Annotated in this window: 16 protein-coding genes and 1 tRNA gene; all 17 read right to left on the reverse strand. The window is 65.7% G+C overall.

Features of this window, described 5'->3' with window-relative positions:
• Positions 1–102: 102 nt before the first annotated feature.
• Positions 103–474 (reverse strand): 30S ribosome-binding factor RbfA, encoded by a 372-nt coding sequence (rbfA, locus tag AC3DEZ_RS04525; protein WP_447101778.1) that lies wholly within the window; start codon positions 472–474, stop codon positions 103–105.
• Positions 475–589: 115 nt separating this feature from the next.
• The gene (infB, locus tag AC3DEZ_RS04530; protein ID WP_447101777.1) at positions 590–3235 is read right to left on the reverse strand and encodes a translation initiation factor IF-2; all 2646 of its coding nucleotides are present in this window, start codon (positions 3233–3235) and stop codon (positions 590–592) included.
• Between the two features lie 110 nt (positions 3236–3345).
• Positions 3346–4857, reverse strand: a complete 1512-nt coding sequence (gene nusA, locus AC3DEZ_RS04535) for a transcription termination factor NusA (RefSeq protein WP_447101776.1) — start codon at positions 4855–4857, stop codon at positions 3346–3348.
• Between the two features lie 3 nt (positions 4858–4860).
• Positions 4861–5481, reverse strand: a complete 621-nt coding sequence (rimP, locus tag AC3DEZ_RS04540; protein ID WP_488387168.1) for a ribosome maturation factor RimP — start codon at positions 5479–5481, stop codon at positions 4861–4863.
• Positions 5482–5644: 163 nt separating this feature from the next.
• Positions 5645–5721: transfer RNA gene (locus AC3DEZ_RS04545), tRNA-Met, on the reverse strand.
• 107 nt (positions 5722–5828) lie between these two features.
• The gene (gene nuoN, locus AC3DEZ_RS04550; RefSeq protein ID WP_488387169.1) at positions 5829–7280 is read right to left on the reverse strand and encodes an NADH-quinone oxidoreductase subunit NuoN; all 1452 of its coding nucleotides are present in this window, start codon (positions 7278–7280) and stop codon (positions 5829–5831) included.
• Positions 7281–7286: 6 nt separating this feature from the next.
• Positions 7287–8798 (reverse strand): NADH-quinone oxidoreductase subunit M, encoded by a 1512-nt coding sequence (locus AC3DEZ_RS04555; protein ID WP_488387170.1) that lies wholly within the window; start codon positions 8796–8798, stop codon positions 7287–7289.
• 32 nt (positions 8799–8830) lie between these two features.
• On the reverse strand, positions 8831–11038 hold the full coding sequence (gene nuoL, locus AC3DEZ_RS04560) for an NADH-quinone oxidoreductase subunit L (RefSeq protein ID WP_488387171.1): 2208 nt from the start codon (positions 11036–11038) through the stop codon (positions 8831–8833).
• A 7-nt stretch (positions 11039–11045) separates the two neighbouring features.
• Entirely contained in the window at positions 11046–11351 is a 306-nt protein-coding gene (gene nuoK / locus AC3DEZ_RS04565; protein ID WP_141453291.1) for an NADH-quinone oxidoreductase subunit NuoK, read from the reverse strand.
• Entirely contained in the window at positions 11348–11998 is a 651-nt protein-coding gene (locus AC3DEZ_RS04570; RefSeq protein WP_488387172.1) for an NADH-quinone oxidoreductase subunit J, read from the reverse strand. Before AC3DEZ_RS04570 ends, nuoK begins: the two co-directional genes overlap by 4 nt.
• A 10-nt stretch (positions 11999–12008) precedes the next feature.
• Positions 12009–12497, reverse strand: a complete 489-nt coding sequence (gene nuoI, locus AC3DEZ_RS04575) for an NADH-quinone oxidoreductase subunit NuoI (RefSeq protein WP_141453293.1) — start codon at positions 12495–12497, stop codon at positions 12009–12011.
• Positions 12498–12501: 4 nt separating this feature from the next.
• Positions 12502–13593, reverse strand: coding sequence for an NADH-quinone oxidoreductase subunit NuoH (gene nuoH / locus AC3DEZ_RS04580; protein WP_447101770.1), 1092 nt, complete (start codon positions 13591–13593; stop codon positions 12502–12504).
• Positions 13590–15824, reverse strand: coding sequence for an NADH-quinone oxidoreductase subunit NuoG (nuoG, locus tag AC3DEZ_RS04585; RefSeq protein WP_488387173.1), 2235 nt, complete (start codon positions 15822–15824; stop codon positions 13590–13592). The genes nuoH and nuoG overlap by 4 nt, the downstream gene beginning before the upstream one ends.
• Positions 15821–17185, reverse strand: a complete 1365-nt coding sequence (gene nuoF, locus AC3DEZ_RS04590; protein ID WP_488387174.1) for an NADH-quinone oxidoreductase subunit NuoF — start codon at positions 17183–17185, stop codon at positions 15821–15823. Before nuoF ends, nuoG begins: the two co-directional genes overlap by 4 nt.
• 4 nt (positions 17186–17189) lie before the next feature.
• A complete protein-coding gene (gene nuoE / locus AC3DEZ_RS04595) occupies positions 17190–17717 on the reverse strand; it encodes an NADH-quinone oxidoreductase subunit NuoE (protein WP_488387175.1) in 528 nt (175 codons plus the stop codon).
• Positions 17714–19018 carry an NADH-quinone oxidoreductase subunit D gene (locus tag AC3DEZ_RS04600; protein WP_488387176.1) on the reverse strand — a complete coding sequence of 435 codons (1305 nt, stop codon included), beginning with the start codon at positions 19016–19018 and terminating at the stop codon, positions 17714–17716. Before AC3DEZ_RS04600 ends, nuoE begins: the two co-directional genes overlap by 4 nt.
• Positions 19018–19743 carry an NADH-quinone oxidoreductase subunit C gene (locus tag AC3DEZ_RS04605; RefSeq protein WP_447101766.1) on the reverse strand — a complete coding sequence of 242 codons (726 nt, stop codon included), beginning with the start codon at positions 19741–19743 and terminating at the stop codon, positions 19018–19020. The genes AC3DEZ_RS04600 and AC3DEZ_RS04605 overlap by 1 nt, the downstream gene beginning before the upstream one ends.
• Between the last annotated feature and the right edge of the window lie 19 nt (positions 19744–19762).

The raw sequence follows: 19762 nt of genomic DNA on the forward strand, positions 1-19762 counted from the left end.
ACCTGCATGGGCGGCCGTGGCGGCACGATGGTCGGCGGGGCCATGCCCGCCCAGTATCAACGAAAAATGGCGCCGGCGCGGTGTGCGCCGGGGACCCGGCCGTCAGTCCTGGCCGTCGCCGGAATCGTGTTCCGGCAGGTCACGCAGCAGCTGATCGATGCGCTCGCCGCGATCCACCGAATCGTCGTAGTGGAAGTGCAGCTCCGGCACGTGGCGCAGCTTGACCCGGCGGGCCAGTTCCATGCGCAGTTCGCGCGCCAATTCGCGCAGCCCCTTGATCGCATCCGCCGAACGTTCCGGCATCAACGCGGTCACGTAGACCTGGGCATGCGCCAGGTCACGCGAGACCTCGACATCGGACACGCTCACCGACGGCAGGCCGTACTCGCGCACGGCCTCGTGCACCAGCGTGCCCAGTTCGCGGCGGAGCTGTGCGGAGATGCGGTCGGTTCGGTGGAAGGATTTGGTGGGCATCTAAACGGGAATCGGAAATGGAGAATCGGGAATCGGGAATCGCGGTCGTGCTGCGGGCGGAATCGGGAGAAGGGAAACCGTCTTGCGATTCCCCATTCCCGATTCCCTATTCCCGTCAGAGCGTCCGCGCCACCTCGATGCGCTCGAAGCACTCGATCTGGTCGCCCGGCTTGATGTCGTTGTAGGCCTTCACGCCGATACCGCATTCGGTGCCGTTGCGGACTTCCTCGACGTTCTCCTTGAAGCGGCGCAGCGATTCCAGTTCGCCTTCGAAGATGACGGTGCTGTCGCGCAGCACGCGGATCGGCTTGTTGCGCTTGACCACACCCTCCACGACCATGCAGCCGGCGACCGCGCCGAACTTGGAGCTGCGGAACACGTCGCGGACCTCGGCGGTACCGATGATCTCTTCGCGGATTTCCTTGCCCAGCAGACCCGAAGCCACCTGCTTCACCTGATCGATCACGTCATAGATGATCGAGAAGTAGCGCAGGTCGACGCCGTTGGTCTCGATGATCCGCCGCGCGGAAGCATCGGCGCGCACGTTGAAGCCGATGACCGTGGCCTTGGCGGTGACCGCGGCGTTGGCGTCCGACTCGGTGATGCCGCCGACGCCGGCGTTGATCACGTTGATGCGGATGAGTTCGTTGGACAGGCCCACCAGCGATTGCTTGAGCGCTTCCACCGAACCCTGCACGTCGGCCTTGATCACCAGGTTCAGCACCTGCTGGCCTTCGCCCTGGCCCATCTGCGCCAGGATGTCCTCCATGCGGTTGCCGGCCTGCTTGACCAGGCGCGATTCGCGGCGCTTGGCGTCGCGCTGCTGCGCCACGTCCTTGGCCAGGCGCTCGTCCTCGACCACCACGAAATCGTCGCCGGCGTCGGGCACGCCCGACAGGCCCAGCACCTGCACCGGAATAGACGGGCCCGCCGAGGCCGGCTGACCGCCGGTTTCGTCGAACAGCGCACGCACGCGGCCGTACTGGATACCGCACACCAGGTAGTCGCCCTTCTTCAGGGTGCCCTGCTGCACCAGCACCGTCGCGACCGGGCCGCGGCCCTTGTCCAGCGAGGATTCGATGACCACGCCGCTGGCGCGGCCGTCTTCCACTGCCTTCAGCTCCAGCAATTCGGCCTGCAGCGAAATCGCGTCCAGCAGTTCGTCGATGCCCTGGCCGCTCTTGGCCGAGATTTCCACCATCTGGGTGTCGCCGCCGAAATCCTCGGCGACCACTTCCTCGGCCAGCAGCTCGTTCTTGACCCGCATCGGATCGGCGTCGGACTTGTCGATCTTGTTGACCGCGACAATCAGCGGCACCTTGGCCGCCTTGGCGTGCTGGATGGCTTCCTTGGTCTGCGGCATGACGCCGTCATCGGCAGCCACCACCAGCACCACGATATCGGTCAGCCTGGCGCCGCGGGCGCGCATCGCGGTGAACGCGGCGTGGCCCGGGGTATCCAGGAAGCTGATGACGCCCTTCGGCGTCTCCACGTGGTAGGCGCCGATGTGCTGGGTGATGCCGCCGGCTTCGCCGGTGGCGACCTTGGTGCGGCGGATGTAGTCCAGCAGCGAGGTCTTGCCGTGATCGACGTGGCCCATGATGGTGACCACCGGCGGACGCGCCACCTTGTCGCCCTGCTGCTCCTCGGTGTGGGCCAGCAGTTCGCTTTCGGCGTCGTTGTTCTCGGCACGGATCGCCTTGTGGCCCAGTTCTTCGGTCACCAGCGCGGCGGTATCGTGATCGATGGTCTGGGTGATGGTCGCCATCACGCCCATCTTGAACATCGCCTTCACCACGTCGCCGCCCTTCAGCGCCAGCTTCTGCGCCAGATCGGCCACGGTGATGGTTTCGCCGATGGCGACTTCGCGCACGACCGGCGCGGTCGGGCGCTCGAAACCATGCGCGCCACCGCCGCCGCTGCGGCTCTGCTCCATCTGCCGGCGCGGCTTGGGTTTGCCACGCGAGGTGGTGCGGCGCGCGCGCTCGGCGGCGGACAGGTGCAACTGGCCGGCGAAACGGCTGGCCGCGTCGTCGTCCTCGATGCCGCTGACCATCGCATGCGAGCCGCGGGTCTTGTGCTTGTTCGCCGCCGCGGCGGCGCCGTTGCGGTCGTCGACACGCGGCGGATCCTTGCGGACCACCTGCTTGGGCACGTGGTGCCCACCGGCACGGGCGGGACGCTCTTCACCGGAGGATTCGCCGGCATTGGCGGCGTTGGCTTCGGCCTCGGCGCGCGCGACGGCTTCGGCGGCCGCGCGGGCGGCTTCCTCTTCCTTGCGCTTGCGCTCGAGTTCATCGGCGCGACGGCGATCATCCTCGGCCAGGCGCTGCTGTTCCTGCAGGTTGCGCTGCTTGGATTCCTCCAGCTTGCGCAGGATCTCGGCGCGCACCGGATCGGTTTCCGTGTGCGAGGTGGTCGCGACGACGGGGGCCTCGGCCTCGTTCGGCTTCACGTAGGTGCGCTTCTGGCGCACTTCCACGTTCACCGTGGTCTTGCTGCGGCCGGCGGCGACGGTCACTTCCTGCACCTTGCGGCGGTTCAGGGTGATCTTCTTCGGCGCGGCCGTCTCGTCCGCCGGCTTCTCGGTCTTGCCGTGGGTACGGCGCAGGAAGCCGAGCAGCTTCATCTTCTCGGTGCTGGTCACGACCTGGTCGGGACCGCTGAACTTCATGCCGGCCTCGGCCAGCTGTTCCAGCAGTTTCTCGACCGGCGTATTGACCAGTTCAGCCAGCTTGCGGATGGTGGTTTGCTGCGACATTCGGATCCTAGTTTCTTTGTAGCGCCCCTCTGCCGTCTGCGAAGGAGCGCCCCATTTCAAGGTTGGGGATTCTAAGCCCTGCGGGTGCCAGGGCGGTGCTCATCGGTGGATCATTCGCCACGCTCCAGGCGCGCGATCTCCTCGGCACGGGCGGCCAGGATCAGCGCCGCGGCGCGTCCCTCGTCCAGCCCCTCGATGCCAAATTCCACCACTTCGTCGGCGGCCAGGTCCGACAGGTCCTCGCTGGTACGGACGCCCTGCGCGGCCAGCGCGTAGGCGGTTTCCTCATCCATGCCCTCCAGCGCCAGCAGGTCGGCGGCCGGCTGGTTCTCCTCCAGGCCCTCCTCCTCGGCCAGCGCCTCGTTCAGCAGGGCGTCGCGGGCACGGGCCCGCAGTTCCTCGACGATGTCCTCGTCGAAGCCTTCGACCGCCAGCAGTTCGCCGACCGGCACGTAGGCGATTTCCTCGACCGTGCTGAAGCCTTCGCTGACCAGGATGGCGGCGATTTCCTCGTCCACTTCCAGCTTGTCCATGAACAGCTGGCGGGCGACGGCCTGCTCGGCCTCGGACTTGGCGGCGACCTGGTCCTGGGTCATGACGTTGAGCTGCCAACCGGTCAGGCGGCTGGCCAGGCGCACGTTCTGGCCGCCCTTGCCGATGGCCTGGGCCAGCCGATCCTCGGCCACCGCCAGATCCATCGAGTGCTTTTCCTCGTCGACGATGATCGACTGCACTTCGGCCGGCGCCATCGCATTGATGACGAAGGTGGCCGGGTTGTCGTTCCACAGCACGATGTCGACGCGCTCGCCGTTCAGCTCGTTCGACACGGCCTGCACGCGCGAACCGCGCATGCCGATGCACGCGCCGATGGGATCGGTGCGGCTGTCGTGCGCCAGCACCGCGATCTTGGCGCGGTCGCCCGGATCACGCGCGCAGGCCTTGATCTCGACCAGGCCCTGGCCCACTTCCGGCACTTCCAGCTTGAACAGCTCGATCATGAATTCCGGCGCGGCGCGGCTGATGAACAGCTGCGGGCCGCGTGGCTCGGAACGCACGTCGTACAGGTAGCCGCGCACGCGGTCGCCGGCGCGCAGCACGTCGCGCGGGATACCCTTGTCCTTCGGAATGAAGGCCTCGGCATTGCCGCCCAGATCCACGTAGATGTTGCCGCGCTCCGCGCGCTTGACCACTCCAGTGACCAGTTCGCCCACGCGATCCTTCCACGCATCGACCACCTGCTGGCGCTCGGCTTCGCGCACGCGCTGCACGATCACCTGCTTGGCGGCCTGCGCGGCGATGCGCCCGAAGTCCGGATTCTCGATCTGCTCCTCGATCCAGTCGCCGACCTCTACGCCTTCGGCTTCGTCGACGGCGTCCATCAGGCGGAGCTGGCGATCCGGCGATTCCATCACCACGTCGTCGGCCACGACCTCCCAGCGGCGGAAGGTCTCGTAGCTGCCGTCCTTGTGGTCGATCGACACACGCACCGACACGTCCTGATCCAGGTAGCGCTTCTTGGCGGCGGAGGCCAAAGCGGCTTCGATGGCATCGAAGATCACCTCGCGCGGCACGCCCTTCTCGTTGGCGACCGCATCCACCACCAGCAAAAGTTCCTTACTCATCATTTACTCCGCGCGCGGCTTGCGAGCCGCCGGCTTGTTGGGTTGTTGCTTGGATTCCTGCTTCGCCGCGCCCTTCCCGGCTGCGGCTCCGCCACCGGTGCCGGCCTTGCGACCGCCACCCCTGGGTTTTTCGGGGGCCAGGCCCAGCGCCGCCCAGTCGGGGACCAGCCTGGCCTTGTCAATATTATCGGAGGCCACGGACAGTGCCGTGCCGTCGACCGTGAAAACGATCTGATCGCCCTCGATCCGGGTGATGGCGCCCTGGAAGCGGCGGCGGCCGTCCTGCGGCAGCTTCAGCACCACCTTGGCGCTCTCGCCCTGGTGGCGGGCGAACTGGGCCAGGGTGAACAGGGGGCGGTCGACGCCCGGCGACGAGACTTCCAGCGTGTAGTTGCCGGAAATCGGGTCTTCCACGTCCAGTTGGGCCGAGACTTCGCGGCTGACCGCCTCGCAGTCGTCGATGTGGACCGACCGGCTGTCCCGCTCGGCGTCCTGCACATCGATGTACAGCCGCAGGGTGGCGCTGCCCGGTGCGGGCAGATACTCGATGCCCAGCAACTCGAGCCCGAGTGCCTGGACCGTCGGGGCCAGGAGTTCCGAGATTTGAGTAGCCTTGTCGCTCACGGAATGACCTTTTGCCAGGAGATTCTGGTTGCAGAAAACAACAAGGGGCCCGATGGGCCCCTTGTCCGATAACGCTGGATTTCGGTGTGAAAGCGGAAGCATGCGCTTTCACGAGCCCGAGCTTCGGACGTGGAAGTCAGGAGACTTCCTCGACCGCAAAGCTTGGTAGCGGGGGCAGGATTTGAACCTGCGACCTTCGGGTTATGAGCCCGACGAGCTGCCAGACTGCTCCACCCCGCAGCAGAAGCGGAATTATGAAGGCTCGCGCGGATTCTTGCAAGCCTTCCCATCAACAAAAACTATTGTCCGGAGAAAAAACCGTCCGGGCGACGGCGCGTCCACAGGCCTCAGCCCGCGAACGCCTGCTGGCACCACGACATGATCGGGTTCCAGAAAATGCCCAGCACCAGCAGGGCCAGCGCGTTGACGCCGAACACGACCGGAACCACGCGGTCCTGGCGTACCGGCTGACGCTCGCCCACCGGCTCGTCGAAATACATGACCTTGATGACGCGCAGGTAGTAGAAGGCGCCGATCACCGCGCAGACGACGCCCAGGATGGCCAGCCAGGTGAAACCGCCCTTCAGCGCGGCGCCCAGCACCACCAGCTTGGCCCAGAAGCCCAGGAATGGAGGCACACCGGCCAGCGAGGCCATCACGCACAGCACCAGTCCGGCCTGCCACGGGTTGCGGGCGTTCAGGCCCTTGAAGTCGTCGATCTTGTCCGCCTCGAAGCCTTGCCGCGACAGCACCACGATCGCGCCGAAGGCGGCGGCCGACATCAGCGCGTAGCTGATGGCGTAGAACAGCGCCGCCGAATAGCCGGTCGCCCCGCCTCCGGCGAAACCGACCAGCAGGAAGCCCACGTGCGACACCGTCGAATACGCCAGCATGCGCTTGAGGTTGGTCTGGGCGATGGCGATCAGATTGCCGATCACCAGCGATGCCGCGGCCAGCCCCGCCAGCAGCCACTGCCACTGTTCGGCGACCGGGCCGACGCCGGTTTCCAGCAACCGGTAGGCCATGCCGAACGCGGCCAGCTTGGGGCCGGAGCTGATGAACAGCGTGATCGGGGTCGGCGCGCCCTGATAGACGTCCGGCAGCCACATGTGGAACGGCGCGGCGCCCAGCTTGAAGGCCACGCCGGCCACCATGAACACGACGCCGGTCAGCAGCAGCGTGCGGTCGGACGCCGAGGTGATGGCCGCGTGGATGCCGTCCAGGTGCAGCGTGCCGGTGGCGCCGTAGATCAGCGACATGCCGTACAGCAGCAGGCCCGAGGCCAGCGAACCCAGCACGATGTACTTCATCGCCGCTTCCGCGGACAGACCGTCCTCGCGGTTCAGCGCGACCAGCGCATAGGAGCACAGCGCCAGCAGTTCCAGGCCCAGGTAGACCATCACCAGGCTGCCGGCGGAGACCATCATCATCATGCCGGCGGTCGCCAGCATCACCAGCACCGGCACTTCGCCCGGATAGAGCTTGCGCTCGCGCAGGTATGGCCAGGCGTAGACCAGCGACAGGCCGCTGACCAGCAGGATCGCCAGCTTGGTGACATTGGCCATGACGTCGCGGACGAACATCCCGTTGAACACGGTTCCGCTGCCGCCGACGTCGGCGAGGATCATGAAGAACGATGCCGCCAGCGTGGCGAGGGCTAGCAGGTGGGTGATGATCCGCTGACGGTCGCTGAGGAACAGGTCCAGCATCAGCAGCGCGAACGCGCCGGCGATCAGCACGACTTCCGGCAACAGCGGCAGCAGGTCGGCGGCGGTGGGGAGCATCGACGTGGTCATCATTCTTCCTTACAGCTTGCTGTTGGCGAGCTGCATCGCCAGGTTCGCAATCGACGGTTCCATCAGATCGACGAGCGGCTTGGGATACACGCCCAGCACCAGCACGCCGATGGCGAACACGCCCAGCACCAGCGTTTCACGCCCGTTGATGTCCTTGAGCTCGGCCACGTGCGAGTTGGCCACTTCGCCGTACATCACCCGCTTGATCAGCCACAGGGTGTAGGCGGCGCCGATGATCAGGGTCAGCGCGGCGACCAGCGCGATCAGCGGATGCTTCTGGAAGCTGGCGACGATGACCATGAACTCGCCGACGAAACCGCTGGTGCCCGGCAGGCCCGAGTTGGCCATGCCGAACAGCACGAAGAACACCGCGAACCAGGGCATCACGTTGGCGACGCCGCCGTAGTCCTTGATCATGCGGGTATGCATGCGGTCGTACAGGACGCCGACACAGGAGAACATCGCGCCGGAAACGAAGCCGTGCGAAATCATCTGCACCATCGCGCCCTGCAGGCCCAGGCGGGCGCCGTCCAGGTTGCCGTAGTCGCGGACCAGACCGAAGGCGATGAAGATGCCCAGGGTGACGAAGCCCATGTGCGAGACCGACGAATACGCGATCAGCTTCTTCATGTCGTCCTGTACCAGCGCCACCAGACCAACGTAGACCACGCCGATCAGCGACAGCAGGATCACCAGCCAGGCCCACTCGAAGCCCGCATCCGGCACGATCGGCAGGGTGAAGCGCAGGAAGCCGTAGCCACCGATCTTCAGCATGATCGCCGCCAGGATCACCGAACCGGCGGTCGGCGCCTCCACGTGCGCGTCCGGCAACCAGGTATGCACCGGGAACATCGGCACCTTGACCGCGAAGGCGATCAGGAAGGCGAAGAACAACCAGGTCTGCTCCTTGGCGCTGAGCGGCAGTGTGTACAGGTCCGTCAGCTGGAAGCTGCCGCTCTTCAGGTACAGGTAGATCAGACCGACCAGCATGAACACCGACCCGAGGAAGGTGTACAGGAAGAACTTGATCGACGCGTAGATGCGGCGCGGGCCGCCCCATACGCCGATGATCAGGAACATCGGGATCAGCATGCCTTCGAAGAAGACATAGAACAGGATGGCGTCGAGCGCGCAGAACACGCCGATCATCAGGCCTTCCAGGAACAGGAACGCCGCCACGTACTGGCTGACCCGCTTCTCGACCGCGGACCAGGCGCCGATCAGCGCCAGCACGGTGGTCAGCGTGGTCAGCACGATCAGCGCGACCGAAATGCCGTCGGCGCCCAGTGCGTACCAGATGTTGAAGGCCGGCACCCAGGCGCGCTTCTCGGCGAACTGCATGCCGGGGTTGGCGAAGTCGAAGCCTGTCAGCAGCGGCAGGCTCGCCAGGAAGGTCAGCAGCGCCACACCCAGCGCCACCCAGCGGGCGGCACTGGCGCGACGATTGCCCAGGGCGAGGACCAGCGCGCCGCCGAGAATCGGCAGCCAGATCAGAATGCTAAGCAAAGGCCAGTTCGACACGAGTGGTATCCGTTAATTCAGCGCCAGGGCGGTCATTGCCAGAACCGGATGAGCACGGCCAGCAAGGCAATCAGGCCGAGGATCATCGCGAAGGCGTAGTGGTAGAGGAAACCCGACTGGGTACGGCGCAACAGGTTGGCGGCAAGGTCCACGATGCGGGCGCTGCCGTTCACGGCCACGCCGTCGATCAGATGGGTGTCGATGGCGCGCGAAGCCTTGCCCAGCTTCAGGCTGCCACCGGCCAGGCCGCCGATCCACAGATCGTCCATGCCGTACTTGTTTTCCAGGATGCGCACCGGCAGCGCGAACATCCGGCGCAGCTTGCCCGGCAGTTCCGGCTTGAACAGATACAGGAAGGTCGCCAGGATGAAGCCGGCCACGGTCAGCAGGAACGGCGGCGCCTGCATGCCGTGCAGGGCGAACTCGAACGGACCGTGGAAGGTTTCCTTCAGCTGTCCCACCGTGTCCGAAGCCGGATTGATGAAATCGATCGCGCCCAGGAAGAACGGCAACTGCTCGTGGTGGCCGCTCCAGTCGGTGCCGAACAGCATCGGCCCGATGGTGAAGTAACCGATCAGGATCGACGGGATCGCCAGCAGGATCAGCGGAACGGTCACCACCCACGGCGATTCGTGCGGCTCGTGCGCGCCGTGATGGCCGTGGTCGTCGCCATGGTGATCGTCGTGGTGCGCGTCGCCGTGGTGCGCGTCATGAGCGTGATCGGCATGGACATCGCGGAAGCGTTCCTTGCCGTGGAAGGTCAGGTACAGCAGGCGGAAGCTGTAGAAGCTGGTGACGAACACGCCCAGCAGCACCGCCCAGTACCCGTAGGTGGCCACCCATTCACTGGGACCGTTGATGCCCTGCGCCATCGTGCCCAGTTCGGCCACCTTGTGGGCGAACTCGCCAGCCTGCTCCTGGTGGTGCTTGGCCGCCTCGATGATGGTGTCCTTGGAATAGAAGCCGGACAGGAACGGCGTGCCCACCAGTGCCAGCGTACCGATGAGGCTGGTGATCCAGGTGATCGGCATGTACTTGCGCAGGCCGCCCATCTTGCGCATGTCCTGCTCGTGGTGCATGCCGATGATGACCGAGCCGGCCGCCAGGAACAGCAGCGCCTTGAAGAAGGCATGGGTCATCAGGTGGAACACCGCCGCCGAGTAGGCCGACACGCCCAGCGCAACCGTCATGTAGCCCAGCTGGGAGAGCGTGGAGTACGCGACCACGCGCTTGATGTCGTTCTGCACGATGCCGATCAGGCCGGTGAAGAACGCGGTGGTAGCACCGATGAACAGCACGAAATCCAGCGCGGTCTGCGACAGCTCGAACAGCGGCGACATGCGCGCGACCATGAAGATGCCGGCGGTCACCATCGTCGCGGCGTGGATCAGCGCCGAGATCGGGGTCGGACCTTCCATCGAGTCCGGCAGCCAGACGTGCAGCGGCACCTGCGCCGACTTGCCCATCGCGCCGATGAACAGGCAGATGCAGATGAGGGTGGCCATCGACCAGATCAGCGGCTGGTCGAGCACCTGCCAGGTCTGGCCGAACATCGTGATGGCGCCGGACCAGACCGGAATCGCCTTGCCCGCCAGCATCGGCGCGTTGGCGAACACGGTGGCGTAGTCCAGCGTGCCGAACATGAACAGCACCGCGGCGATGCCCAGCAGGAAGCCGAAGTCGCCCACGCGGTTGACCAGGAACGCCTTGAGGTTGGCGAAGATGGCCGAGGGCCGCTTGAACCAGAAGCCGATCAGCAGGTAGGACACCAGGCCCACCGCTTCCCAGCCGAAGAACAGCTGCAGGAAGTTGTTGCTCATCACCAGCATCAGCATGCTGAAGGTGAACAGCGAGATGTAGCTGAAGAAGCGCTGGTAACCCGGATCCTCGGCCATGTAGCCGATGGTGTAGATGTGCACCAGCAGCGAGACGAAGGTGACGACCACCATCATCATCGCGGTCAGCTTGTCGATCATGAAGCCGACGTGTGCGCTGTAGTTGCCCACCTCGAAGAAGGTGTAGACGTTCTGGTTGAACGGCGAGGCACCCTGCCCGACCAGTTGATACAGCACCCAGCCCGACAGCGCGCAGCTGACCGCCACGCCCAGGATGGTGACGACGTGCGAACCCGCGCGGCCGACCTGCCGGCCGAACAGGCCCGCGATGATGCTGCCCAGCAGCGGCGCCAGCACGATGGCCAGCAGCACGTTCTTGGAAATTGCGACTTCCAGACCTGTCATGGGTGCATCAGCCTTTGAGCGTGTCGACTTCGGCGACGTTGATCGTGCGCCGGGTACGGAACAGGGTGACCAGGATGGCCAGGCCGATGGCGGCCTCGGCGGCGGCCACGGTCAGGATGAAGAACACGAAGATCTGGCCGGCGGCATCACCCAGCTCACGCGAGAACGCAACGAAGTTGATGTTCACCGACAGCAGCATCAGCTCGATGGACATCAGCAGCACGATGACGTTCTTGCGGTTCAGGAAGATGCCGGCCAGGCTGATGCAGAACAGCACCGCGCCCAGCGCCAGCAGATGACCCAGGGTAATCATGCCTTGCCCTCCCCTTCGGCAGCTTCATCGCCGGACACGCGGAACGGTTTCTCGACCGCCATCTTGACCATGCGGATGCGATCGCCGGCCTTGACCCGCGACTGCTCGGACGGGTCCTGGTGCTTGGCGCCCGCGCGGCGACGCAGCGTCAGCATCACCGCGGCGACCACGGCCACGGTCAGGATCACGGCGGCGAACTCGAACGGCAGCAGGAACTCGGTGAACAGGCTGCGCGCCAGCCAGGCCGTGTTCGACACGTCGGCTGCGGCCGCGGCGGCATTGTCCGGGAACGCGGCGGCGGTGCGTGCCTTGACCCCGATCAGGGTCAGCATCTGCACCAGCATGGCGACCGCGACCACCACGCCGACCGGGAGGAACCTCACCCAGCCCTCGCGCATCTTGGCGACGTCGATGTCCAGCATCATCACCACGAACAGGAACAGCACCATCACCGCGCCCACGTAGACGAGGATCAACGCCACGCCGAGGAATTCGGCTCCGACCAGCAGCCAGATGCAGGCCACCGAGAAGAAGGTCAGGATGAGGCACAGCACGGCGTGCACGGGGTTGCGCACGCTGATCACCGCGCCCGCGGCGACCGCCGCCATGGCGGCGAAGATCCAGAAAGCGATATTTACCCAATCCATCTCATGGACCTCAGCGGAATGCGGCGTCGGCGGCGCGACGCTCGGCGATCTCGGCTTCCAGCCGATCGCCCAGCGCCAGCAACTGCGGCTTGGTGACGATGTTCTGGCCGCGCTTGTCGAAGTGGTACTCCAGCACGTGCGTTTCGACGATCGAGTCCACCGGGCAGCTTTCCTCGCAGAAGCCGCAGTAGATGCACTTGAACAGATCGATGTCGTAGCGGGTGGTGCGGCGGGTGCCGTCCTCGCGCGGAGCCGAGTCGATGGTGATGGCCAGCGCCGGGCAGACCGCCTCGCACAGCTTGCAGGCGATGCAGCGCTCTTCCCCGTTGGGATAGCGGCGAAGCGCGTGCAGGCCGCGGAAACGCGGCGACTGCGGGAACTTCTCCATCGGATACATCACGGTGTACTTGGGCTTGAACGCGTATTTCAGCGTCAGCCACAGTCCGCCCAGCAGCTCGAGCAGCATCAGGCTCTTGAAGTAATGGATGACCTTGTTCATTGCGTCAGACACCCTTCTCGAACACGCCAAAGAACACCATCACCGCCGTCACCGCGATCCAAGCGATGGTCAGCGGGATGAACACCTTCCAGCCCAGGCGCATGATCTGGTCGTAGCGGTAGCGCGGGAAGCTCGCACGGAACCAGATGTAGGCACTGGCGAAGAACAGGACCTTCAGCAGCAGCCACGGCCAGCCGCCGGTCCAGATCCAGTTGACCCAAGGCGACACGTCGGCGGTGATCCAGCCCTGCAGCGGGCTCAGCCAGCCACCCAGGAAGAACAGCGCCACCAGGAAGCTGACCAGGATCATGTTGGCGTATTCGGCCAGGAAGAACAGCGCGAACGCCGCGCCCGAATACTCCACCATGTGGCCGGCGACGATTTCCGATTCGCCTTCCACCACGTCGAACGGCGAGCGGTTGGTTTCGGCCACGCCGGACACCCAGTACACGATGAACAGCGGGAACAGCGGCAGCCAGAACCACTCGAAGAAACCGTTGTTGCCGGCCTGCGCCATCACGATGTCGCTCAGGTTCAGGCTGCCGGCGGCGATCAGCACGCCGACCAGGGCGAAGCCCATCGCGATTTCGTAGCTGACCACCTGCGCGGCCGAGCGCATCGCGCCCAGGAACGCGTACTTCGAGTTGGACGCCCAGCCCGCGATGATGATGCCGTACACGCCCAGCGAGGTCATCGCCAGCAGGTACAGCAGGCCCGCGTTGGCGTTGGACAGCACCAGCTTGGCGTCGAACGGCACCACCGCCCAGGCGGCGAACGCCGGCGCCAGCGTGATCAGCGGGGCGATGATGTACATCGCCTTCTGCGCGCTGCTGGGCTGGATGATTTCCTTGAACAGCAGTTTGAACACGTCCGCGAAGGCCTGGAAGATGCCCATGCCGACATACATCGGTCCGTGACGGACATGCATCCAGCCAATCAGCTTGCGCTCCCAGACCACGTAGAAGGCCACCGAGATGATCACCGGCATGGCGATCGCCAGGATCTTCAGCACGATCCACAACGCGACACCGATGTCGCCCAGCGCGAAGAACCACTCGCGGAGCGGTCCAACGGCATTGATCAACAGCTCGTTCATGCGCTCACCACCGTGACACGTCCGGCGCCCAGCGGCGCCGTCGCGCCGTAGCCGCTCTCAATCCAGGCACCGCCCCGGGCCACGCGGGCATCCACCACCACCGGCAGGGTCGCGGTGCCGTTGGCCGAACCGACCTTGGCCATCGCGCCGTCGGCCACGCCGCTCGACTGGGCGTCAGCGGGGTTCAGCACGATACGCGCGCCCACGTTGAGCGGGTGCGCCTGCAGCGCCTCGGCCCGGCGGATCGTGCCGTCGGTGCGATAGATGGCCGCGCTGACCGCCAACTCCAAACCCTCGCCCGCCGTGGCGGGCGCCGCCGAACGGGCGACGGTCACCGGCGCGGTGCCGGCGATGGCGGCGCGCAGGCCGGCCAGATCGGTGAACTCGAACGACGGCAGTTGCAGTTCGCCGCCCAGTGCGCGCAGCACGCGCCAGCCCTCGCGGGCCTCGCCCGGCAGCTTGCCGGCGGCCTGGGTGCGCTGATCTGCACCGTCCAGGTTGGTCAGGGTGGCTTCGATTTCCGGCAGCGCGCCGATCGGCAGGATCACGTCGGCGACGTCGCGGGTGGACTTGCAGGCGAAATGGCTGAACGCCACGACCTTGGCCGACGACAGCGCGCGCGCGGCGGCCGGCGTATCGGCGAAGTCCAGGCCCGGCTCGATGCCGTAAATGACGTAGGCCTTGCGCAGCTCGGCGAACATGCCGGCCACGTCGCGGCGCGACGGCAACACACCGTGGCGGGCAAGACCCACCGCGTTGGCGCCCTGCGGGATGCGGCACAGCAAGGCGCCGGTGGCGGCGGCGAACTCGCCGGCAGCCTGGCGCAGCGCGGAGGCCTGCGGATGGTTCTCGGCGATCCCGCCGACGAGCAGCACGGCATGGTTGCCGGCCTTGGCGGCTTCGCGCAGGGACGCCTCGTTGAGCGCGCCGGCCAGCTGTGACGGCGGCACGATGTACTTGCCGGCGATGCCGAACGCGAAGTCGAAGTCGACCGGGTTGACCACGTGCACCCGGGCGCCCTTGCGCTGGGCCTTGCGGATGCGCTGGTGCAGCAGCGGTAGCTCGTGGCGGATGTTGGTGCCGAACAGCACGATGACATCGGCCTTCTCGATGTCCGCCAGCGGCAGCGCGAACGGCTCGGCCACGGCGCCATCGGAGAAGTCGCGGTTGTTGATGCGGTGATCGACATTGCCGCTGCCAAGGCCGGCGGCCAGCTTCGCCAGCAGCCCGCCCTCCTCGTTCGAGGTCGCCGGATGCACCAGCACGCCCAGATCGTCGCCGGCGTTGCCGCGCAGGATCTCGGCGGCGGCGGCCAGGCCCTCGGACCAGGACACTTCGCGCCATTCGCCATTGACCTTCTGCAGCGGCTTGACCGCGCGGTCATCACTGTAGAGGCCCTGGTGCGAATAGCGATCGCGGTCCGACAGCCAGCATTCGTTGACGGCTTCGTTCTCGCGCGGCACGGTGCGCAGCACCTGGCCACGGCGGGAATGCACGAACAGGTTGGAGCCCATCGCGTCGTGGTAGCCGACGGATTCGCGCGCGATCAGTTCCCACGGACGGGCGCGGAACTGGAACACCTTGTTGGTCAGCGCGCCCACCGGGCAGACGTCGATGACGTTGCCGGAAATTTCGGTGGTCAGCGGCTTGCCGTCGTAGGTGCCGATCTGCAGGTTCTCGCCGCGGTACATGCCGCCCAGTTCGTAGGTGCCGGCAATGTCCGCGGTGAAGCGCACGCAGCGGGTGCACTGGATGCAGCGGGTCATCTCGGTGGCGACCAGCGGACCGATGTCCTCGTCGGGCACCACGCGCTTGCGTTCCTGGAAACGACTCACGGAGCGGCCGTAGCCCAGCGACAGATCCTGCAGTTCGCACTCGCCGCCCTGATCGCAGATCGGGCAGTCGAGCGGATGGTTGATCAGCAGGAACTCCATCACGTTGCGCTGCGACTTCAGCGCCTTCTCGCTGCGGGTCTGGACCTTCATGCCATCCATCACCGGCGTGGCGCAGGCCGGCGCGGGCTTGGGCATCTTCTCGACGTCGACCAGGCACATGCGGCAGTTGGCCGCGATCGGCAACTTCTCGTGGTAGCAGAAGCGCGGAATCGGAATCCCGGCCTTGTCCGCCGCCTGGATGATCATCGAACCCTTGGGCGCGGCCATCTCGACACCGTCGATGAAGACGGTGACGTGGTCGGGCGGGAGGTTCGGGTTGACGGGCTGCGCACTCATGCGGCCACCTTGCCTTCAATGACCGTGCCGGCGCGCTGGTCGTCGACCAGGAAACGCTTGTTGACGATCGCGTACTCGAATTCATGCCAGAAGTGGCGCAGGAAGCCCTGCACCGGCCATGCCGCGGCTTCACCGAAGGCGCAGATGGTGTGGCCCTCGATCTGGCCGGCGGCCGCCTTCAGCATGTGCAGATCATCCAGCGTCGCCTTCTGTTCGGCGATGCGGGTCAGCATGCGGTACATCCAGCCGGTGCCTTCGCGGCACGGCGTGCACTGGCCGCAGCTTTCCTTGAAATAAAAGCGCGCGATGCGCTGGCAGGCGCGCACCATGCAGGCGGTCTCGTCCATGACCACGACCGCGCCCGAGCCCAGGCCGGAACCGGCCTTCTGGATGCTGTCGTAGTCCATGGTCAGGCCCATCATGGTCTCGCCCGGCAGCACCGGCATCGAGGAACCACCCGGGATCACCGCCTTGATCTTGTGGCCGTTGCGGATGCCGCCGGCCATTTCCAGCAGTTCGGCGAACGGCGTGCCCAGGCGGATTTCGTAATTGCCCGGGCGGGCGACGTGGCCGGAGACCGAGAAGATCTTCGGGCCGCCGTTGTTGGGCTTGCCCAGGTTGAGGAACCATTCGGCGCCGTTGCGGATGATCGCCGGCACCGAGGCGTAGGTCTCGGTGTTGTTGATGGTGGTCGGCTTGCCGTACAGGCCGAAGTTGGCCGGGAACGGCGGCTTGAAGCGCGGCTGGCCCTTCTTGCCTTCCAGCGATTCCATCAGCGCGGTTTCTTCGCCGCAGATGTAGGCGCCCGCGCCCAGCGCGTTGAAGATCTCGATGTCGATGCCGGAGCCGAGAATGTTCTTGCCCAGCCAACCGTGCTTGTAGGCTTCGGCGGTGGCTTCTTCCAGGTGCTCGAACGGCTCGTGGTGGAACTCGCCGCGCAGGTAGTTGTAGCCGACGGTGGAACCGGTCGCGTAGCAGGCGATCGCCATGCCCTCGATGACCGCATGCGGGTTGAAACGCAGGATGTCGCGATCCTTGGCGGTGCCGGGCTCGGATTCGTCGGAGTTGCAGAGGATGTACTTCTGCATGTCGCCCTTGGGCATGAAGCTCCACTTCAGGCCGGTCGGGAAGCCCGCGCCGCCGCGGCCGCGCAGGCCGGACTGCTTGACCATCTCGACCACGTCGGCCGGCGGGATCTTCTCTTCGAGAATCTTGCGCAGCGCGCTGTAGCCACCGGTCTTCAGGTAGTTCTCGTACGACCACGGCTTGTCGAAATGCAGCGTGGTGTAGACGACCTGGTGCTCCTTCGGCGCCGGGCCCACCGGGCCGTAACCTTCGGATGTGTGCGGATGATGTGCCATGCGCTTACTCCAGCCCGTCCAGCAATTCGTCGACCTGGGCCGGCGTCAGCTTCTCGTGGTAATGGCCGTTGATCACGACCACCGGCGCGCCGCAGCAGGCGGCGACGCACTCTTCTTCCCGCTTCAGGAACACCCGGCCGTCGGCGGTGGACTCGCCCAGCCTGCAACCGAGCTTCTTCTCCGCGTGCCTGACCAGATCCTCGGCACCGTTGAGCCAGCAGCTGATGTTGGTGCAGAAGGCGACGTTGTTGCGGCCGACCTTCTCGGTCTCGAACATCGAGTAGAAGCTGGCGACCTCGTAAGCCCACACCGGAGGGATGTCCAGGTACTTGGCGACCGCTGCGATCAGCTCGTCGCTCAACCAGCCGCCATTCTGTTCCTGCGCGGCGTGCAGACCCTGCAGCACCGCCGACCGCTTGCGGTCGGGCGGAAACTTGGTCAGCCAATGATCGATATGCGCGCGCGTCTTGTCGCTCAGCGCCACCAGGGGATCGACGTTCTGCGTCGCCTCGAAATTGCCTGTGGCCCTCATCGGTCCACCTCACCGAAAACCAGATCGTAAGTACCAATCATGGCGACCACGTCCGGCAGCATGTGGCCGCGGACGATGGCATCCATGGAAGAAAGATGGGCGAAGCCCGGCGCGCGCAGCTTCACCCGGAACGGCTTGTTGGCGCCGTCGGACACCAGGTAGCAGCCGAACTCGCCCTTGGGCGCTTCCACCGCCGCGTAGGTCTCGCCGGCCGGCACGCAATAGCCTTCGCTGAACAGCTTGAAGTGATGGATCAAGGCTTCCATGTCGTCCTTCATCTCCTCCCGCTTGGGAGGGGCCACCTTGAAGTTCTTGACCATCACCGGGCCGGGATTGGCCTTCAGCCACTTCACGCACTGGGCGACGATGCGGTTGGATTCACGCATCTCGGCCACGCGCACCAGATAGCGGTCGTAGCAGTCGCCCTCGACGCCCAGCGGGATGTCGAAGTCGACCGCGTCGTACTTGGCGTACGGCTGCTTCTTGCGCAGATCCCAGGCGATGCCCGAGCCACGCAGCATCACGCCGGTCATGCCCCAGGCGCGCGCCTGTTCCGGCGAGATCACGCCGATGCCGACGGTGCGCTGCTTCCAGATGCGGTTGTCGGTGAGCAGGGTTTCGTACTCGTCGACGCGCTTGGGGAACTCGCGGGCGAAGTCTTCCAGGAAGTCCAGCATCGATCCGTCGCGCGCGTTGTTCAGGCGCTTCAGCGCCCGGCCCTTGCGCCACGGGGATTCCTTGTACTTCGGCATCCGGTCCGGCAGGTCGCGGTAGACGCCGCCCGGACGGTAGTACGTCGCGTGCATGCGCGCGCCGCTGACCGCCTCGTAGCAGTCCATCAGCTCCTCGCGCTCGCGGAAGGCGTACAGCATCACCGCCATCGCACCCAGATCAAGTGCGTTGGAACCGATCCACATCAGGTGATTCAGGATGCGGGTGATCTCGTCGAACATCGTGCGGATGTACTGCGCGCGTTCCGGCGCCTCGATGCCCATCAGGGTCTCGATGGCACGCACGTAGGCATGCTCGTTGCACATCATCGACACGTAGTCCAGCCGATCCATGTAGCCGATCGACTGGTTGAACGGCTTGGACTCGGCAAGCTTCTCGGTGCCACGATGCAGCAGGCCGACGTGCGGATCGGCGCGCATGATGGTTTCGCCGTCCATTTCCAGGATCAGGCGGAGAACGCCGTGCGCCGCGGGGTGCTGCGGGCCGAAGTTCATCGTGTAGTTGCGGATCTCCTGCTTGGACTCTTCAGGATTGCTCGCAAACGCAATGGGGGATTGTTGCGTACTCATCACTTGCTGCCCTCGCCCGCGGCGGCTTCGCCGATCGCGGTCTGGTAGCGCGCGTCGTCGCGGATCACGCGCGGCACGCCGACGCGCGGCTCGACCGAGGTCACCGGCTCGTAGATCACGCGCTTCTTCTCTTCGTCGTAGCGCACTTCGACGTTGCCGATCAGCGGGAAGTCCTTGCGGAACGGATGGCCGACGAAACCGTAGTCGGTCAGGATGCGGCGCAGATCCGGGTGGCCCTCGAACACGATGCCGTACAGATCGAACGCCTCGCGCTCGAACCAGTTGGCGCCCGGCCACAGGTCGGTGACCGAGGCCACCACCGGCAGGTCATCGTTCGGCGCAAAGCAGCGCACGCGCAGGCGCTGGTTGTGCTGGTACGACAGCAGATGCAGGACCACGGCGAAGCGGCGCTCGGGACCGGCGCCGCGCGGGCGCTGTTCCCAGTCGAAGCGACCCGGGCCGAAGCCCTCGACGCCACGGCTGAACCCTTCTGACGACACGTCCGAGGTATCCCACTCGGCACTGCCGTAACCCAGGTAATCGACACCGCAGACGTCGACGGCCTGTTCGAATCCGAACTCGTCGCGCAGGGCGCGGCAGACCTCATGCCAGGACGCGGAAGGCACCTCGAGGGTGACCTCTTCGCGGATTCCGGCAACCGTGATCACCGCATCGGCGAAGCGCGCGCGCAACCGGTCGGTGAAATTTGCAGCTTGCTCGGCCATGGGGCGTAGCGTGCTCTCG

The sequence above is a fragment of the Pseudoxanthomonas sp. 134C1 genome (genome assembly GCF_057773065.1).